This is a genomic window from Paenibacillus sp. FSL H7-0331 (genome assembly GCF_001956045.1).
The window spans coordinates 74706-92124 of record NZ_MRTH01000004.1 but is presented as its reverse complement, the minus strand read 5'-3'; the positions used below and the strand labels follow the sequence as shown (position 1 = coordinate 92124).

Here is a 17419-nt window from a genome sequence, read left to right as displayed (position 1 = left end):
TAGTATTTACCATTAAAGTAAGGAGGTGATTATTGTGTCAAATGAACAAGATAAGCCCATTTATTATGACGGGAGTGATCTCCATAAAGTACCAAAAAGAGACCCTATTCATGATAAAATCGTATTTCTACCCGTTGCTCAATCGGACCTGATTCAGTTCCCAGTATTTCCATATGAAATTGAAAAGTAAAGTGCAACTTTCTCTCATTCATGATATTGCAGGTTAGGAATAGTCATTCTGAGGAGGTACGTCAATGGGAGCTACACTTATTAAAATCGCATCCATTTATTTTGTTGTAGGTGTCTGTTTCGGCATGTTTATGTCGATTACTCACAAATTTGAATTCGCTTCGGTTCATGCTCATATCAATCTTGTTGGTTGGGTTTCACTTGCATTAGCTGGTTTGGTCTATAGTGTTTTTCCAAAAGCAGCGGACTCCCGATTAGGTAAATTTCATTTTTGGCTACATAATATCGGACTTCCAATCATGATGATCAGCTTATTTCTTTTAGTTAGCGGTGTTCCTAATACTGAACCTATAGTTGCCGTTGGGGGAACTGTAACAGCTATTGCTGTCGTATTATTTATGCTTAACGTTTTCCTTAATGTCCATGCAGCTAAAGATCAAACGATTATTCATAATAAAACTACCACTTTGTAAATCATCACAATTTATCGGATACCTCACCTTCACCTTCATCATACTTTTATCTTTCACGGGATAAAAAAGCCGGTTACTCCACCTAAGGGTATGAGTCGTCGGCTTTTTTTGCTGTGATGCTATAGAAGAACATGATTAAAGTCCTTTTACATATAGATGAGAGCCTGCCGTCAAGGCAGGCTCATTAAAGCTTACTATTTTACAACTACCTTTTCACCTTATAAAACTCATGATATAGCTTCATCAATGCACGCTTTTCGATCCGTGATACATACGAACGCGAAATGCCCAGCGACTTGGCAATTTCCCGCTATGTTCGCTCCTCCAAGATGTCCAAATTCCTATGAATTTTTGACTTATCAATCTTCAGCTGCACCAGATCATAGGGAATAACAATAAAAATACGGTTCAATGCTTACTAATGTGTCACTTGTACAATTATCGTATCGCTCGATGTGGCACCCGCATAGTTGACAAGCTCACCGCGATATTCATAGCTGCCTTTTATTTTATTGGTTATCGCTGTCACTGCTGATTGGGCAGAAGGTGTATGGTTCGTCAGCGCTTGTGTATAAATAAGAACACCGTTCTCATATAAATGATAAGTTGTTCCGTTGGTTCCCCACCACAGGTTCATGCTGACCTTGAAGTTTCCATCACCATCCCAGTTATCAGCCGATAATATCGGTTTGTCTGGTGCTGCTTTTGATACAGTGACAACGTGTGTACCGCTCGTCGTTGTACCGTAGGCATTGAAAAGCTCTGCATAGTAGCGATAGGTCCCATTTTTCTTTTCATGAATTCGGGTAGTCACTGCCTGTGCATGGGGTGAGTTGTCTGCAAGAACCTTCGTATCGATTAATGCATCATTCTCATAAAGCTTATAGAGGCTGCCATTCTCTCCATACCACATGTTCATTGTAATCTGGTAGCTGCCGTCTTGAATACCTGTATCGTACCCATTGTCATCTGAAAGGGTGATTACACCCGGTTTGGCCTTGCTATTCGATAAGATATTGTTAACAATTGCCGTTGCCGTACCCTTCATACCATGGGAATCAACAAACTCGAACGTAAAGCTGCCATTATAGTAGAACGTATAGCTGCTTAAACCGCCGTTATTTGTGATGGTTACCGGTTTGTTCGGTGTCAGTGTTGCATACACGGCTTGAGTCGTTGTCGTGGTTGTACTGTAAGCTATGGTTGCCGTTGGAATCACTTTATCAATATTGCTGATCACATAGCTGGTTTCATTGGACAGGTTGCCAGCTGCATCGGTTCCTCTCGCATACACCGTACCATTCTCTGAAACAACAACAGGTGTAAGGTAAGCAGCCCATGTGCCATTGGCACCCACTTTGTATACTTTCTCCATGGCATCTGCCGGATAACTGATTGTTACGGTGACATCGGTGGCGGTCGGTGCTGTCTTATCTGCTGTTAAGGCTGCTTCTGCCGGCGGTGTTTTATCGATCTTAATGATTGTCATGTGCTGGGCTTCGATATTACCTGCATTATCCACGCTCCAAAAGCTAAGCGTATGAACGCCTTCCGATGTCAATGTAACCGTCGTGCCGGTTTGCTGCACACCGCCATCCACTGTGTAATATACAGCTGCAACCCCTGATTCGCTGTCGCTTGCGTTCAAGCTTACGGTTACATCATGGTTTACCCAGCCTGCCGGAGCATTATCTGTTGTCGTTGGTGCTGTCTTATCCACCTGAGTCACTTTCACTTCGGCTTCAGCATAGAGGGACGTCAGCGGGTTCGAGACACGGATCACCGTACTGCCGACAGCCAAGGCACGCAGATGTCCTTGGGCGTCAATGGCTGCCACCTCGCTATTGGAACTGCTCCAAAGTAGAGCTTGTTCCGTTGCATCGTTCGGCGTGATCCCTGCCGTAAACTGATGCGTATCTCCTATGAGCACATTAAGCGTCTGGGTATCCAGGCTGATACCTGTAGCAGGGATGAACTCGAACTTGGCTGCATCTGCGCGAAGGGGCCTGTCATGGGCTGAATTTGCATCCTCGACAGTGATGTAGCTGGTAGAGCCGCGCGGCATATCATAGATGCCCAGCAGTTGCCATGAGCCCTGGAGTGTATAAGAATCAACGATCTTCGAATCTGTCTTCACACCATTGATATATATGGAGTACTCGGCTGCTTTGGTGGTATACACGGGAGCCGCGGGTGTTCCCGGTAAATAAACCGATGCCCGGTAACGTCCGGGCTGGACGATAGTCGGCGTCCATTTGGCGGAAGCGCCTGTTGGATTCGTGATCGCTCTTGATATGCCGCCGCTATAGCCTTGGAGAACCGTTGAAGTCACCCACTTATTTGTAGCGGTTCCAAGCGGACCATTCACCTCCGTGTATCCCCCATTGGTACCATAACTATTATAGATCGTAACCCGCTCAATCGGGGGTATCGTTACCTGGATCCTTGCTTCCGTGTAGAGCGAGGTTAGCGGATTCGTGGCACGAATCACCGCCTCTCCGGCCCCCGCGGCATTCACTTGTCCCACGGCATCGACAGTCGCGACTTGATTGTCAGAGCTGGTCCAAACCAGCGTCCGGTCGGTCGCCTCGGCAGGAGTAAACACCGCCGTGAAGGCATGAGTATCTCCAACCCGCAGGTTCAGTGAACCCGTATCCAGAGCAATCCCTGTTGGAGGAATCATCTCCAGCCTGATGACATCCGCGCGCAGCGGCCGATCGTGAGCAGGATTTCCGTCTTCCAGCAGGATATAGCTATTGGCTCCCCTTGGAAGCTGGTACGAACCCAATACCTGCCAGGAACCTTGCAGGGAGAATTGATCGACAGTCTTCGTTTCCTGTTTCACTCCGTTGATATAGATCGAATACGCAGCCGTTTTGGTCGTATTCACCGGAGCGGCGGGTGTTCCGGGAAGATAAGTCGAGATTCTATACTGCCCTGTCTGGGGAACAGTTGGCGTCCATTTGGCGGATGCACCGGTCGGAATCGTAATCGCTCTCGATATGCCCCCGTTATAGCCTTTGAGCACGGAAGAAGTTACCCATTTATTCGTAGCAGTTCCCAGAGGCCCATTGACCTCTGTATATCCACCCGTGCTGTATCCGGTATACAAAGTGATCGGATCTGTACTGCTCGGTGGAATCTCTTCGATATAAGGAGCTTCCAATCCACCCTTTACGTAAATAGGGTTCTCATCCAGCCGAATTTGCACATAGCCATTCGTCGGTGTTAAAGCATGCGTATTTCCCATGATGTCCGTGACATCAAGGCTATCGTGCGTATAAAGCTTGAGGTCGGCTCCCATAGGAGCGTACATTACCCGAATATCCTCCGTTCCTTTATGAAACCTGTGAATATATATGCCAGGGAAAACCTCCTCCGTTGCTTGGAAATCCGCCCCGGTTAATTCCCGGGTCATGGTTGCGTAAGCAGCATAGGCAGGCTTAGGAACATAGGCCCCTTTGGCATCATCAGGATTCCGAATCAAACCGAAAGTCCCCTCAAATTCACCCGGAACCGTCGATTTATTTTGCAAATTATAAATATTGATTTTTTGGATGCCATTTGCCAAAGCAGTGACAATTCTTCTGGCTACATAGTTGGCTTGAACATGCTCATCGAAATTAAAGTTGCTGAAGCCTGTCTCGGAAAGATTGATCGGAACGGTTTGATTGTTGTTATAGGTTTTCATTATATTTTTGTGTCTATTGATATCCTTAACAAAATCCTCAGGATTTCTCGTATACGAATGAAACGAATACTCATCCAAATAATTTAGCGCACCCTTCTGATACAGCGCTTCCAAAAATGCATCTGAACCCATTTCGCCAAATACAAACCCCGTTATTTTCACATTGGGATAGAGAGGATGAATTTGCTCGTAGGATGTTTTTAACAAATTGTAATAGAAATCCGCTTTCTCTGCCTCCGTGCTAAGTCCCTTGCCAAACGAAGGAATATCCGGCTCGTTCCAAATCTCCACCTGACCAACCTCGGGGTATCTGCTCAATAATTGCTTGCCATATTCGGCAAATGCCGCCCTTGCCTCCGGACTCGTTGGCGCATTGCCCCCGTCATATAAATCATTGTATAACGCCAGGGTCATATAGGGCTTGAGATCATTCGATGCAACACGCGACATGAAATCATCATGGTAGGCTTTAAAGTTATATATCCCTTTTGTCGTATCCTCAATGTCTCCCCATCTCAAGGCATCTCTGATATATTTAACTCCCATCTTTCTTGCGATCGGAATCAGAGCTGCCGAGTCCTGAGCAATAAGGTCGGTTCGGGCGGCATGTGTCTGCACGGAAAAATGCGAATCCACCACCTGGCTCAGATCGAAATTCGAAACCACAGCGAACGATGTATCTTTCGTGGCAATAATATTCCCGTTCTGCTTGGCGGTAACAACCAGGTTGAACCATCCCTTTTTACCAGGATTAACAGTGAGCAGGACGCTCCCGCCGCTTACCGCCTGGCTGCCGGACTGTACGATATGATCCCAATAATCGGAATAAACCCAATCAATCGAGTCACCGTCCGTATTGATTTTGAAGCTTTTCGTATCATTTTCGTAGAAAATGTTTCCCACCGTATTTTGCTCGATGGTAAGTGCTGCCGCATATGCCACTTGCCTTTCCGAAATAAGGGTGAACCCGCTCCCTAACAGTAGAGACAATACAAGAAATACTGTAACTAGACGACCCAGCATTTTATTCATTTGATGAAAACTCCCTTCAGATAAAAATATCATTTCTCCCGATTGTTAGCGCTTACTTTTTTGAGTAACAACTATACTGTAAACGAAGTGTTCACCTTTGCAGACGGATTCTTACCCTAATAGGGCCAAAAAAATCAGAGGATCCGGCTGCAACAGTGATCTGAGGAAGGGTCTGCTTGCGCAGCGCCTCCCTGCTGACGGTTAAATGCGTCTTTACTTACACATTACATGTGTTTCCTTTACAGGACCTTCTACGAACTGCCCTCGGGTCTGCAGGACATAACGTATCTCTTCCGCAGAAATGCCGCGAACATCGCTGAAGCCCGATTTGACTGTTAAGGCAGCTGCGGTTCCTGCCGCTTCACCGATGGCACTAATTCCCGACATCACACGATAAGAAGCGTGAGCCTCAAATGTGCCACTTATGCAGCGCGAGCTTAACAACAGATTGTTTAGTCCTTTAGCGATGAGGCAGCGATACGGAATATGATAATACCCCGGACTTGGCAGCATAGTCATATACTCCTGGTGATTTTTAGTTCCATCAGGATCATGTACATCCACATCATAAGCACAAGCAGCCACCATATCATCAAACTTGCGTACACCCAGGCAGTCCTCTCCGGTTAACATATAGTCACCGATAACTCTGCGGCCTTCACGAACTCCAAGCTTTGTAAAGATATTCTCGATCTTGGCATTCCGAAAAGCAGGATGCTCCTTAATCGCTTCAACCAATTCAACTACTTGAACTTTCCCTGTTTCAAACGCACGTTCAACTGCTCCCGGAATTGTCGGATCTACATCGCTCACAGCAGTCGAATTAAACAGGAACGCCTTTCCATCCGGGTAAGGGAAGGCCAGAACGCCTTGACGCAAATTAGTGCTGTTCGTTCTCTGTTTCATCGCAAGATAATAGGGTTTGAGCGTCTCTTCCAGCCAAAAAAAGCAGCCCCAGCTAGTAACATCCTTTACTTTAAACAGTGAGGGATCGAATCCGGTAAGCTTGAAGGTGACCGTCGCCATCTGCATCTTTCCATCTTTTGCCCGACCCTTTTGAAACTCGGCTCCTGCCAATACAGATAAATTTCCGTCTGCTGTCCCATCAAGGAACACGCGGCCATATACACGAGTTTGTTTAGCTCCTGTGATCGTCAACGAACGAATATTTCCGTCCTCCACCTGTACGCCATCGACTTCGCAGTCGGTCCACACAGTCAGATTGCGCTCTTTTTGAATTAATCGATGATAGGTTTCTTTCAATTCCTGTTCATCATAGCTGGATACCGTTTCCTCATTGAAGGTCAAGCCTGTGTTCTGATAGGCCTGTGGAAATAATTCCTTGTGAATACCTGTGTTCACACACCGTCCGTCATGATCACGAAATTTGCACACTAAGGCAACGGCTGCATGCACCCCGGTCCCGCCAATTTCACTCATTTTTTCAATAAGCAGCACCTTGCAGTTTAATCTGGAGGCCGCTAAAGCTGCGCAAATACCGCCTACGCCTGCCCCGACAATCACAATATCAAAATCGTTAATGGTATCATTCATGCATATCACTCCTTGTATATGTTCTAAAAATCCGGTGAATAAGGAACGGAGCGGCCAAATATCCTTCACCGGACTTTGTTACCCTTTCAGGCCGCTGCTGGCAATGCCTTCAACAAAGAATCTTTGGAAGACGGCAACGATGATGATGAGAGGAAGCAATGCTGACACAGATGCAGCCATGATTAATGAATAATTAGCACCGTATTCATCCACGAAGCTCGAAAGACCAATCGGTAGCGTAAACAAATCACTAGAACGCAGGAAGATCAACGGGTTCTCATATTCGTTCCAATGCCAGGTAAAGGTAAGGATGAGAAGTGTCACAATGGCAGGCTTCGTTAATGGCAAACAAATTTGCCAATAAACCCGCCAGAATCCGGCTCCATCCACTTTGGCTGCTTCAAGCAGCTCGTTCGGGATCGTACTGAAAAATTGCCGCATCAGGAAGGTGCCGAACACGGTGAAAATCCCGGGTAAAATGACGGCCATATGGGTGTTCACCAAGCCAATCCTATCGAACAGGATAAACCTGGGGACAAGCAGCACCTGGGCTGGGATGATCATCGTAGCCAAGTACATAAGGAAGATAAAGTCTCTTCCCTTGAATTTCAGCTTGGCAAATGCGAACCCGGCCAGCGAGCTGGTGATGATGGAGCCAACCACCGTAATGAATGTGATTTTGGCTGAGTTCCAATAAAACAAGGCAAATTTATATTTGCCGCCCCAAACCTCCTCGTAATTCGAAAGAATCGGCTTTTTGGGAATCCAATCGATCGGGTATTTGAATAAATCGGCTTGAATTTTGAAAGATGAAGAAATCATCCAGATAAACGGAATCATGACCAACACACCCAAAACCAACATAACAAGCGTAACGCTTACTTTTCGCAACGATAACAATTCTTGAACACTCCTTCATTAAAAATGCTGCTGCCACTTCTTCTGGCCGCGCCATTGAATCAAAGTAATTGAAAAGATAAGGACGAACAAAACCCACGACATCGCTGCCGCATAACCCATTTTATAGTTTTGGAAGGCGGTGAGATAAATATGATACGCAATCACCATCGTTGAATTGATCGGCCCGCCCTGCGTCATCACATTCACAACGGCAAAGACCTGAAAGGTCGAAATGATCAGCGTGACTGCAATTAAAAAGGTAGTTGGCTGCAGCATAGGAACAGTGATTTTGAAAAATTGCCTTATCCCTGTTGCTCCATCAATCGAAGCGGCTTCATATAAATCTTTGGGGATTCCTTGTAGTCCTGCCATATATAGCACCATCGTATATCCGATGTAGGTCCAAGTGACCATAATGATGATCGCCGGCAGCGCCCAAGAGCTGCTTCCCAGCCACCCTGGGACATTCTCAACCCCTAATGATCTCAGGAATGCATTGATCGGACCCTCCTGAGCATTGTAGAGCACGCTCCACACTACAGACACGGCAACCAGACTGCTGACATAAGGGAGAAAAAACAAAGTTCGCAATACACCCTTGGCATACACATGCCGATTCAACAGTACAGCTACTACCAAACCGATCGCCATCGCACTGGGCACCGTTACTCCGGTTAAAATAAGATTGTTGATCAATGCACGCCATAAGTAAACGTCATCCACTAATTTCTGGAGATTGCCAAGTCCGGCAAAGCTAAGCCCGTCAAAACCCTTTAAGTAGTCCCAATCTGCAAAAATCAGTATAAAACTGAACAACAGCGGGAGAATGACGAAGAAAAAAACGCCGAGAAAGTTCGGCAAAATAAACAAATAACCCGCCACTTGTTCTTTCATGTTATGTTTGGACATTCGTCGCATGATGCACCTCATTCAGCTATATTAAATCCATACTTGAATCATAAGCAGTAATGATCCCGAGTGGAATGGCGTGATTTAGGTTGTTACACGGTTGTTTTTAAGATGTAGGGAAATCAGAACACACTTAAAAACCTGACAGAACTTCCTATAGGGAAGTGTGTCAGGTTCTCTTGATCTAACGCTAACTATTTTTTCTCAGCCTTAATCGCTTGATCCGCTCTTGTCTTCATATTCTGGATTGCTTTCTCGAGAGGCTGCACGCCCATTACATATTTCTCGGTTTCCTCGTTAATGATTTTAGTCATTTCCGGTAAAGCGGTGGAAATCGTTTGAACGGGGAACGTGTAATCGCCCTTGATCAAAGCCTTCAGCGAATCCACATTAATCAGGTTTGCTGCATCTTCAACCATGAGATCAGCCACTTTATCCACATCGATCTTCTTGGAGGAAGGCAGACGTCCACCCGGAATCATCAGCAAATTCCCTTCCGTCAGGTACCAGGAAATAAATTGAAAGGCTTCATCCTTGTTGGAAGACGTATTGTTGATGGACATAAAGTCATTAAAGCCCGCCGTATTTACTTTGCCGCCCTTCTCCAACTGTGGCACTGGTGCAAAAATCGTTTTGAAGTCATGCGGAAAGCTTTTGGCATCCTTTACATTTCTAAGCAAATGTGTACCTCCGAAGATCATCGCCGCTTTACCAGTCAAGAGCTCGTTTGGAGGAAGCAGCTTGTTGGCGATGATTTCCGGCCACTTGACGGATAAGCCTTTATCCTGAAGCGCCTTTTGATACTCCAAACCCTTCTTGACGGCAGGACTGTCGAAGCTGGATAATCCGTCGGCTGTATAGTAGGAATCGGTCGGCTTGTTCTCAAGAATGGCGAAACGTACCATACTATCGTCTGGAACCTTGATAAAGCTGCCCTTCTGGTTCGATGTATTCAGCTTCTCGGCCAGTGCCATATAGTCGTCCCATGTCCATCCCTGAGCGGGAATCTTCTCTCCTGCTTTTTCCAAGGCCGTTTGATTAATCATAACGGAAGATAGCAGCTTCATCGCAGGTAAATAATGCGTTTTCCCTTTGAATGGAACGACATTATCTTTGCCGATAATATCATCCACATTCAGCTTGTACTTGCTAATCAGATCATCTAACGGAAAGGTGACTCCCGCGTTCGCACGGCGATTGTAATTCGTCTCGCCATAGCTGAAGAAGATGTCCGGGGCATCGGAGTTGCTAATAAGAGCCGTATCAAGCTTGGTATTGCCGCTATCGTCGTTCACATAACGTGTATATTCCACTTGAATATCAGGATGCGTGCTGTTCCATTTTGTAACCACATCCTTGGGCCCGCTCTCTTCAGGAATGCCGCCCCAAAGCTTCAATTTAACGGCCTTCTTCGGAGCCGCAGTGCTTGTCGTGGTCGCTGCGGCGGGAGATGAGCTTGTTGTGGTGTCGCCTTTTGAACAGCCGGCAAGAACCAGACTGAATGCGATGGTGAGTGATAGTGCGGAAGAAATCGTTTTCTTCATATTGGTAAAACCCCTCTCTTACTTGTTTTCATCCGTTTGGAACATCATTAGCATAACAAAGTGATCATTCCTGCGTAATGAAATCATTTAAGATCTTACCAGTCTTATTTTATCGACTTTTTGAATTACCTCTTTAATGAATGTAACGCTTGCGATATTCCTGCGGGTAGATCCCTTCAATTTTTTTGAACAGCTTGGCAAAATAGTTAGGATCGGAATAGCCGATCGCGTCCGCAATCTCATATATTTTAACATTGGGATCCTTGAGCATTTCCCTCGCTTTTTTCATTCGTATACGGATCATATATTCAATCATCGTTTCGCCGGTTTCTTTCTTGAACAAGGAGCTTAAATACGGTTCCGTAAAATTAACTTCCTTTGCCAAATCGGACATTTTAAAAGAAGTACTGTACTTTTCTTCGATCATTCTTTGCACGGCTTGAATTTCGGGGCGAGGCTGATGGACCGTGGTTGCGCGTACATACTCGAAGAAAACTGCAATCCAGCCACTCAACCAGATGCTGATCTCCTGGATAGACTCCGAGGTTCTCACTACATGGTGAGGATATTTTCCTTCGTAAGGCATGATGGAATAAAGGTCTCCCCCTTTATGTAGCAGGAACACCTCGAAGAGATGTACAATTTGCAGGAAACGTTCCCTGACCAGCTCAGGATAGGGGCGGGATATCTTGTCTTCCAAATAGGCATCCGCCATATTCCTGATGGCATTCTGGAGTGCATGCTGGTCCTGCCGGGCCATCAAATCGAGAAATACTTCCTGCGAAGAAACGGGTAAAGCTTGATCAACAAACATATGCTCTCTGTAGTGAATGACACGATTCGAGTCCTCGTAAAATCTCCCCAAAAGTGCTTCTTCCGCAAATCGGTATGCTTCATGCAGGTCGTATACGCGTTCAACAGGGGAGTACGTACCGAAATAGACAGGCAGCTTCAGATAACGCTGGATACATTCCGTCATCTCCAGCAGCATCGGCTCCGCCCCCATACCGGATATCATCCCAAAACGCCCTCCATCCAGTTCCACAATGTGACCTTCCTTATATTTGCGCATAATTTCCCGAAGTATATTCATTACGGAAAAACGCAGCAGCTTTTCACTCTTAAAGCGATTCTCCTCGACAACAAACTCGTATCGGTCAATTTTCATTATCGAAACTGTCCATGGAAAGGGCGGAAGCAGCTTTTCATATTCCTGTGAGAGCTCATCCGCTTCCCGTGTAGAGTAACGAATGGTCATGAGATCACGCAAATGCTTTTCAATCGTTATTTCTTGACGAAATTGAAACGCAGTCCGGTTCAGCTGCAGCGTTTCCTCCTGCTTTTTACGTTCATCCTCAATTTCCACCCGGATCTGCTGCAGCTTGGCTTGAAGCTCCTCCGGCTGCATGGTCAGCTTCAATATATAGTCGGAAGCACCCAGTTGCAAGGCACGTTGAACATATTGAAAATCATTATAATTGGATAAAATTAAAATTTTAATGTGTGGATATCGTTCCTTCACTCGTTCCATCAGCGTGATTCCATCCATATTCGGCATGGAAATGTCGGTAATCAACAGGTCACACGGCTTGTCAGCAAGAATGGTAAGCGCATCCAATCCGTCTACAGCCTCACCGATCAATTCAAACCCGAACTCCTCCCAGGGAATAAATGTCTTGAGTCCGAGCCTCACCAGAAATTCATCTTCCACTAATAAAAGCTTTGTCATGCTGAATCTTCCATCCCCCTCCAAGGCAGCCTGATCACCGTCTCCGCTCCCGCATCCAACCTATTGTGCATAAATAGCCCATACGGTTCGCCAAAATGCATGCGTATCCGACTTTGTACATTCTCAAGCCCGATTCCGCTATATTTCCCTTGCCTGATGGGATCGGATCTCTGAGAATCGTCATCGGCAAGCTTACTCTCAGACAGCCCTTGCCCATTATCTGTAATGGTGACGAACAATAAGTCATCTTCATGATAGGCCGTGATGCGGATGACCAGCGGTATTCGATTCCCATGAATGATGCTGTTCTCCACAATAGGCTGCAGGGTGAATTTAAGCATGCGGGCAGACAACAAATTTTCGTCGACATCAATCGACAACTCTATATTATCATTAAAACGAATTTTTTGGAGTGCAAAATAATGCTGTATAAAATCAAGCTCTGCTTTCAATGTGACAACCTCGCTCTCCTGCTTCATACTGTAGCTCAGCATAATACCAAGGGAGGTAATCATATCCGCGACGTTTTTGGCACCTGAGAATAAGGCCAGCCACTTAATCGAATTGAGTGCATTAAACAGGAAATGAGGTGAAATCTGGGCTTGCAGGGCAAGAAATCTCGCTTCCTCTTTTAGCTGCTGCTCTTCCCGAAGCGTTGCAACCATTTCCTTCAAGCTGGACAGCATACGATTGAAGTGGTGGCTCAGCAGTCCGATTTCATCATTTCTTCCCGCCAGAGCTGGCTTTTCGAAATTTCCTGATGATGCTTTGCCCATGGCCTGCACGAGTGAACGAATAGGCTTCATTAATCGAAGGGTAAAGTAGACATAGATGAATAGGAAGCACGCGAATACAATGATGACACTCCATGTCGTTGTGGAACGCACGTTTTTCAACTGCTGCAGCCATGGTTCCTGCATGGGGATCCATCGCAGCTGCCAGCCGGTTGCTTTTAAGGTTTGTGTAAATAGGGATTGTTCATTACCCGATTCAATCCGGTTCCACAAATCATCCCGTCCCCACAACAGACGATTCCTATCGGATATCAGAAACTGGGCACGGGAATCCTCCTCTACACCACTGGACCCGAGAAACATCTCCTTGATGGGAAATGCGATAAAGACCAAGCCGTACCCCTTTGTCGTCTCACCCTTAATTAACCGGACCATGGTAATAAAGCCCCCCTCCTGGTTCCCTTCAAGACCTTTAACTTTCAATGAAGGATTGACGTCCCAAGCAGGAGCACCGTTTTTTTCTTTGGCTTGCTTCACGTAATCTGGCATTACTTTAAGAATCGTTTCATCCTGATTTGTCGCATAAATGCTGCCATCCAACCCATAAACCGCAACAACGGCATGGTTGTCCAGTATATAGGCGATCAGATTGTCCATCTTGCTTTGTAGACCAATGACCCTCTGATAGGTAGGGTAATCATCTAAATTAGACAGCCCCGAGCTTCTTAGCAACTGCAAAACATCATAATCGTTAATGAGCAGATTAGAAACATTTAAAGTACGGTTCAACATATCGTCAGCCCGATCCGTAACCCGCTTCAGCACCTGGGTTTGTGTATCGGTCATCGTTTCCATAAATATTTTGTCAGATTGAACGAAGTATAGGTACATCATCAATAGAACGGGCGCCACAATAAATAAGGTAAAAGCAAGTAAAAACTTCAGACGAAGCGAGAAAAATAACTGTCTCTTGTTTATGGTCATTGTTCTCTCCCCCTTTGAAACCAATGGCCTCCTCCAGATTGGCAGCAGGCCCTCTATATTTAATATTATAACGCTCCCATTACAGGTATAACTAGGTGCTGTTTAATGATTTAACACGGTTACATTTCATTTACTTTCTGGTGAAGTACCAGGTCTTGACTTCATTTTATTAGAAGATTTGAAATAGATGTTGTTGAGAATCGTTATATCTACTGTGACTTCGTGCTTCATTTGTGGGAACCATTGCTTTTTCCAGTTTTTCATCTGACTCTCCGTCATGATTCTTCGAAAATATTGTCCTATGCCAAGGGCATCGGCTTTATAGGTGTGCAGTCGGTTAATGAGCTTTTCCGCCTTTTTTTCGATATCTTCTTTAAGCAGCTTTGCGATATCATCGTCGGATAGGATATCTCTATTCTCTGCAATGACTACCTCCAATTTCATCCGACTTTGCATACTGGGACCTACAACCGTCCACTTCACTTTATGGCTAATGGTTGCCTTCTTAATCAAGACACTGCTATTCTGCGAAACCTCGATCGTTCCTCCTGTATACTTTCTTTGAAAGGTATTGTAAATCAAGGTTTCATCCGGAGAAATATCACCCACCATTTTGTCCCTTCGCATAATGGCAGAGCCTTCGAAATTATACAGGGTGTCGGTTCCTTTACTAAGAATAGGAATGGCCATATCCTGAGTATACGAATTAATATCACGAAACACTTCCCATAGCCGTTTGATCGTATTATCGGGAGTCCACCCCGCCTGTTCACTGAAAAAATCATAGGATGACAGCTCAGGATTCGATTGGATTTTGTGATGCATCGTCTTCTCGAAATCACCTCTCACAATACCGACCAACCCTTTTACCGAAATATCGTTTGCCTGTACCCCATAATTGACAATGTCATTAATATTATTTTTTGCCGTTTTTTCGCATATTAGAAATAACCTTAAATGAAGCAGGTCAACACTTTTTTCAGATTTTGTACGTATTTCATCTATAGCTTTGTTAATCGTTTGGGCCTCACCCTCCAAGTATTGAGAACCCTTCTTCTGGGGACTCGGAACCTGCAATATAATTTTATAGGGCTGATCGCCATTTTTGCAAACCCCCATGACAACAGGCATGAGTCTTTTGTTAATATCCTTGGTGTCCCAGCAGCTAGTGAGAATTCCCAGGCAGCCCAGACAGCATAGAAGGAGTCCTACACGGATGACAATGCGAGGTATCACGCGGAACCCCTCCTATACTTTGAACTCATCATCCAAATCATCATCGGGATGACAATAATACTGTACAAACAAAAGATCGTATTCCACGAATTCAATCGATCCAGCAAATCCGTATTGATGATCATCGCACTAGACACATACAACATGACGCCTAAGCAAAGGATTGCCCATCCTCGTTTTCGAAAAGAAAACAGTTTCTGCAATAGAGTTGTCATGATCCAGAAGGATACGGCTGCTTCCACCATGGAAATGGCTATTGTAGAAATAACAAAAAAAGTAGGCAGCCAATCAAAGATAACCCATTCCATATCGACTGTATCCGAGGTTAACACGACGGGATATCGCAAATAAATAAGCGCTTCGGGACCAAAAATCAATAAGGGTACGTAAACGGTGCACAGTCCAAAAAAGAAAAGTACCATTAAGACCAGAATGATATTACGGATGCTTATCTTTTCTTTGAGACCCAGCATCCCGAGAAACAGAAAACCAGAATGAGCGAAAAGCGCCGAATAAAATTGTGTTTTACTAAAGAACGTCATATGGACATCTAACAAAGGGAAAATCTGATAAAAATTAAAATTTTTGATGCTGCTCATCAAGGAGAACAGGATAAGAGGCACACCAAAGATACACACGATTACCGCCCCTCGTGCAATAGAATGAATGCCTTTCCACGCTGCGTAAAAGGGGATCCCATAAAGTAACAATAGAAATAACATGGGGGTTTTGGGCAGGAGTACAACGTTAACCGAATCCAATTCCATACGATGAGCAACGTTGAAATTTACAAACAGAAAAATGAAATAGGGAATAAGCATAGCTCTTGCTATCCATTTTCCCGAAATTCCAGTGAATATATCGACAATATCCTTACCTGGAAAAGCCGATAATCCTTTAAGATAGACGCCAGTAAGAAGCGCCTCCAACAGAAAACCGACCAGTATAGGTTCCCAACTGCCCTTCGCTGCCGCTTCGATAATGTTCACCGGATACAGATAAAAAAACAAAGATAGATGAACAAGTAAAAATAAAATTAAAACCAAATTTTTATTCATCAGAATTCCCTCTTTTTGCGGTGTAACTCAAATAAGGGACGGAAAAGGTGGTAATACTCCCCAAATAGAAACACAATAGAACGAGGGAAGACATCAAACCCAAAATTCCATATAAAGCACTGAAAAAAATAACTACGTACTTATACAATCGAATCGAGAGTGAATTCATATACGTTCCCAATGAAAAATGCGCAATGGTGGTAGCCGCTACGATAATAATCAAAAAATTACTCATCAGTCTGGCCTGAACTACCGCTTCTCCAAGAATAATACCGCCTACCATCGTGATCGTTGGACCGATGCTCTTGGGAAGCCGAATACTCGCTTCAATGACCATTTCAATGATGATCAGCATAAGCAGGACTTCAACTAATACCGGGTACGGAACCCCTTCTCTGGAATCTGTAATAGACACCGCAAGTTGAATTCGCAGAAGCTCTGGATTAACAGCATTGAGGACCACATACAAGCCGGGCATGGAAATGGCTACTAATAGAGAAATTACGCGTATAATTCGATATAGAATCATAAAAGGGACCGGATGGTCCTGATCGGTCTTCACTGCCCAGAAATCCGTTACAATAGCAGGAAACGAAATGGCAAACGGAAAATGATCCAATAAAATCACGACCCGTCCATCCTGCAAGTAGTGCTTTGTCGTTACGGGAAGCTCTGAAGTCACATAGGTTGGAACGAGGCTGAACCGAGGCTGCTTTAATGCTTTCAATAAATGCTGAATATCAGATATGTCCATCATTTTATTCTCATTTAAGCAATCCTGAATAAGCTTGACCATCTTAGGGTCGGCCTGATCCTGAAGATAAAGAACCGCCAATTCACGCGGGTAAGCAGATCCTAAGGAATGTGATTGAATGATTAAGTCTTGTGTCATCAGTTTTCTGCGCATCAGACCAACATTCAGTTTCATATCTTCGGTAAAAGCATCCATGGATGTTTGGATGGGATTCTCATTTAGAGCTTCGCCGACGCTCCGGGCAATATTAGGATGTAAAGGTTCAAACACTACATTCTCGATCTCATCCTGTTTAAAAACAATCAACATACCCCGCAATACAGATTTAACCAGTTCATCCAGGGATAGATTCATTCTGACATTATAGGACAATGCTATATACCGAATTGGATCCATACCCTCTTCGGCATCGCTGAGCTGATTAACTAACAAATCCAGCGTTTCTTTAAAATTCACTAATGATTGCAAATAACAAATATGTACGATTGTATTATTCAATACCGTTTCTGCACATATGAAATCGTAGCTATTTTCGAATATCTGGTTAATATGTAATTGTGGCGTTTTTTCACAGGAAAATGACATTGGCCCCACCTCATCCTTATATTGTGGTTTATGCCATTTTTTTATAC

At 44.6% G+C, this 17419-nt stretch carries 12 protein-coding genes and 1 pseudogene; 2 read left to right on the top strand and 11 right to left on the bottom strand.

Annotated features, from left to right (window positions below):
- The first annotated feature begins 34 nt into the window (after window positions 1-34).
- Together BK127_RS43605 and BK127_RS07300 are read left to right on the top strand one after the other, a co-directional pair.
- Window positions 35-190 carry a hypothetical protein gene (locus BK127_RS43605; RefSeq protein ID WP_179097412.1) on the top strand — a complete coding sequence of 52 codons (156 nt, stop codon included), beginning with the start codon at window positions 35-37 and terminating at the stop codon, window positions 188-190.
- 64 nt (window positions 191-254) lie between these two features.
- Window positions 255-662, top strand: coding sequence for a cytochrome-c oxidase (locus BK127_RS07300; RefSeq protein WP_076229370.1), 408 nt, complete (start codon window positions 255-257; stop codon window positions 660-662).
- Window positions 663-867: 205 nt separating this feature from the next.
- Here BK127_RS07300 and BK127_RS42395 read toward each other — a convergent pair.
- The 11 genes and pseudogenes from BK127_RS42395 to BK127_RS07245 form a co-directional block, all read right to left on the bottom strand.
- Window positions 868-1044: pseudogene (locus BK127_RS42395) on the bottom strand (sigma factor-like helix-turn-helix DNA-binding protein); the annotation flags it as partial.
- 36 nt (window positions 1045-1080) lie between these two features.
- The gene (locus BK127_RS07290) at window positions 1081-5385 is read right to left on the bottom strand and encodes a golvesin C-terminal-like domain-containing protein (RefSeq protein WP_076229369.1); all 4305 of its coding nucleotides are present in this window, start codon (window positions 5383-5385) and stop codon (window positions 1081-1083) included.
- Between the two features lie 213 nt (window positions 5386-5598).
- A complete protein-coding gene (locus BK127_RS07285; protein WP_076229368.1) occupies window positions 5599-6939 on the bottom strand; it encodes an FAD-dependent oxidoreductase in 1341 nt (446 codons plus the stop codon).
- A 78-nt stretch (window positions 6940-7017) separates the two neighbouring features.
- A complete protein-coding gene (locus BK127_RS07280) occupies window positions 7018-7839 on the bottom strand; it encodes a carbohydrate ABC transporter permease (protein ID WP_256711213.1) in 822 nt (273 codons plus the stop codon).
- Between the two features lie 18 nt (window positions 7840-7857).
- Window positions 7858-8733 (bottom strand): carbohydrate ABC transporter permease, encoded by an 876-nt coding sequence (locus BK127_RS07275; protein ID WP_256711212.1) that lies wholly within the window; start codon window positions 8731-8733, stop codon window positions 7858-7860.
- Between the two features lie 209 nt (window positions 8734-8942).
- Window positions 8943-10292 carry an ABC transporter substrate-binding protein gene (locus BK127_RS07270; protein ID WP_076229366.1) on the bottom strand — a complete coding sequence of 450 codons (1350 nt, stop codon included), beginning with the start codon at window positions 10290-10292 and terminating at the stop codon, window positions 8943-8945.
- Window positions 10293-10425: 133 nt separating this feature from the next.
- Complete coding sequence (locus BK127_RS07265) at window positions 10426-12003, bottom strand: response regulator transcription factor (RefSeq protein WP_179097411.1); 1578 nt, start codon at window positions 12001-12003, stop codon at window positions 10426-10428.
- Window positions 12004-12017: 14 nt separating this feature from the next.
- Window positions 12018-13739 carry a histidine kinase gene (locus BK127_RS07260; protein WP_076229364.1) on the bottom strand — a complete coding sequence of 574 codons (1722 nt, stop codon included), beginning with the start codon at window positions 13737-13739 and terminating at the stop codon, window positions 12018-12020.
- Between the two features lie 126 nt (window positions 13740-13865).
- Entirely contained in the window at window positions 13866-14975 is a 1110-nt protein-coding gene (locus BK127_RS07255) for a Ger(x)C family spore germination protein (RefSeq protein ID WP_076229363.1), read from the bottom strand.
- Entirely contained in the window at window positions 14972-16033 is a 1062-nt protein-coding gene (locus BK127_RS07250; protein ID WP_076229362.1) for a GerAB/ArcD/ProY family transporter, read from the bottom strand. The genes BK127_RS07255 and BK127_RS07250 overlap by 4 nt, the downstream gene beginning before the upstream one ends.
- Entirely contained in the window at window positions 16026-17372 is a 1347-nt protein-coding gene (locus BK127_RS07245; RefSeq protein ID WP_076229361.1) for a spore germination protein, read from the bottom strand. Before BK127_RS07245 ends, BK127_RS07250 begins: the two co-directional genes overlap by 8 nt.
- Between the last annotated feature and the right edge of the window lie 47 nt (window positions 17373-17419).

Coding starts and splice junctions, on each gene's coding strand:
- BK127_RS07300 (WP_076229370.1), top strand. CDS start 255: ATGGGAGCTACACTTATTAAAATCGCATCCATTTATTTTGTTGTAGGT.
- BK127_RS07250 (WP_076229362.1), bottom strand. CDS start 16,033: ATGAATAAAAATTTGGTTTTAATTTTATTTTTACTTGTTCATCTATCT.
- BK127_RS07260 (WP_076229364.1), bottom strand. CDS start 13,739: ATGACCATAAACAAGAGACAGTTATTTTTCTCGCTTCGTCTGAAGTTT.
- BK127_RS07270 (WP_076229366.1), bottom strand. CDS start 10,292: ATGAAGAAAACGATTTCTTCCGCACTATCACTCACCATCGCATTCAGT.
- BK127_RS07245 (WP_076229361.1), bottom strand. CDS start 17,372: ATGTCATTTTCCTGTGAAAAAACGCCACAATTACATATTAACCAGATA.
- BK127_RS07285 (WP_076229368.1), bottom strand. CDS start 6,939: ATGAATGATACCATTAACGATTTTGATATTGTGATTGTCGGGGCAGGC.
- BK127_RS07290 (WP_076229369.1), bottom strand. CDS start 5,385: ATGAATAAAATGCTGGGTCGTCTAGTTACAGTATTTCTTGTATTGTCT.
- BK127_RS07275 (WP_256711212.1), bottom strand. CDS start 8,733: ATGAAAGAACAAGTGGCGGGTTATTTGTTTATTTTGCCGAACTTTCTC.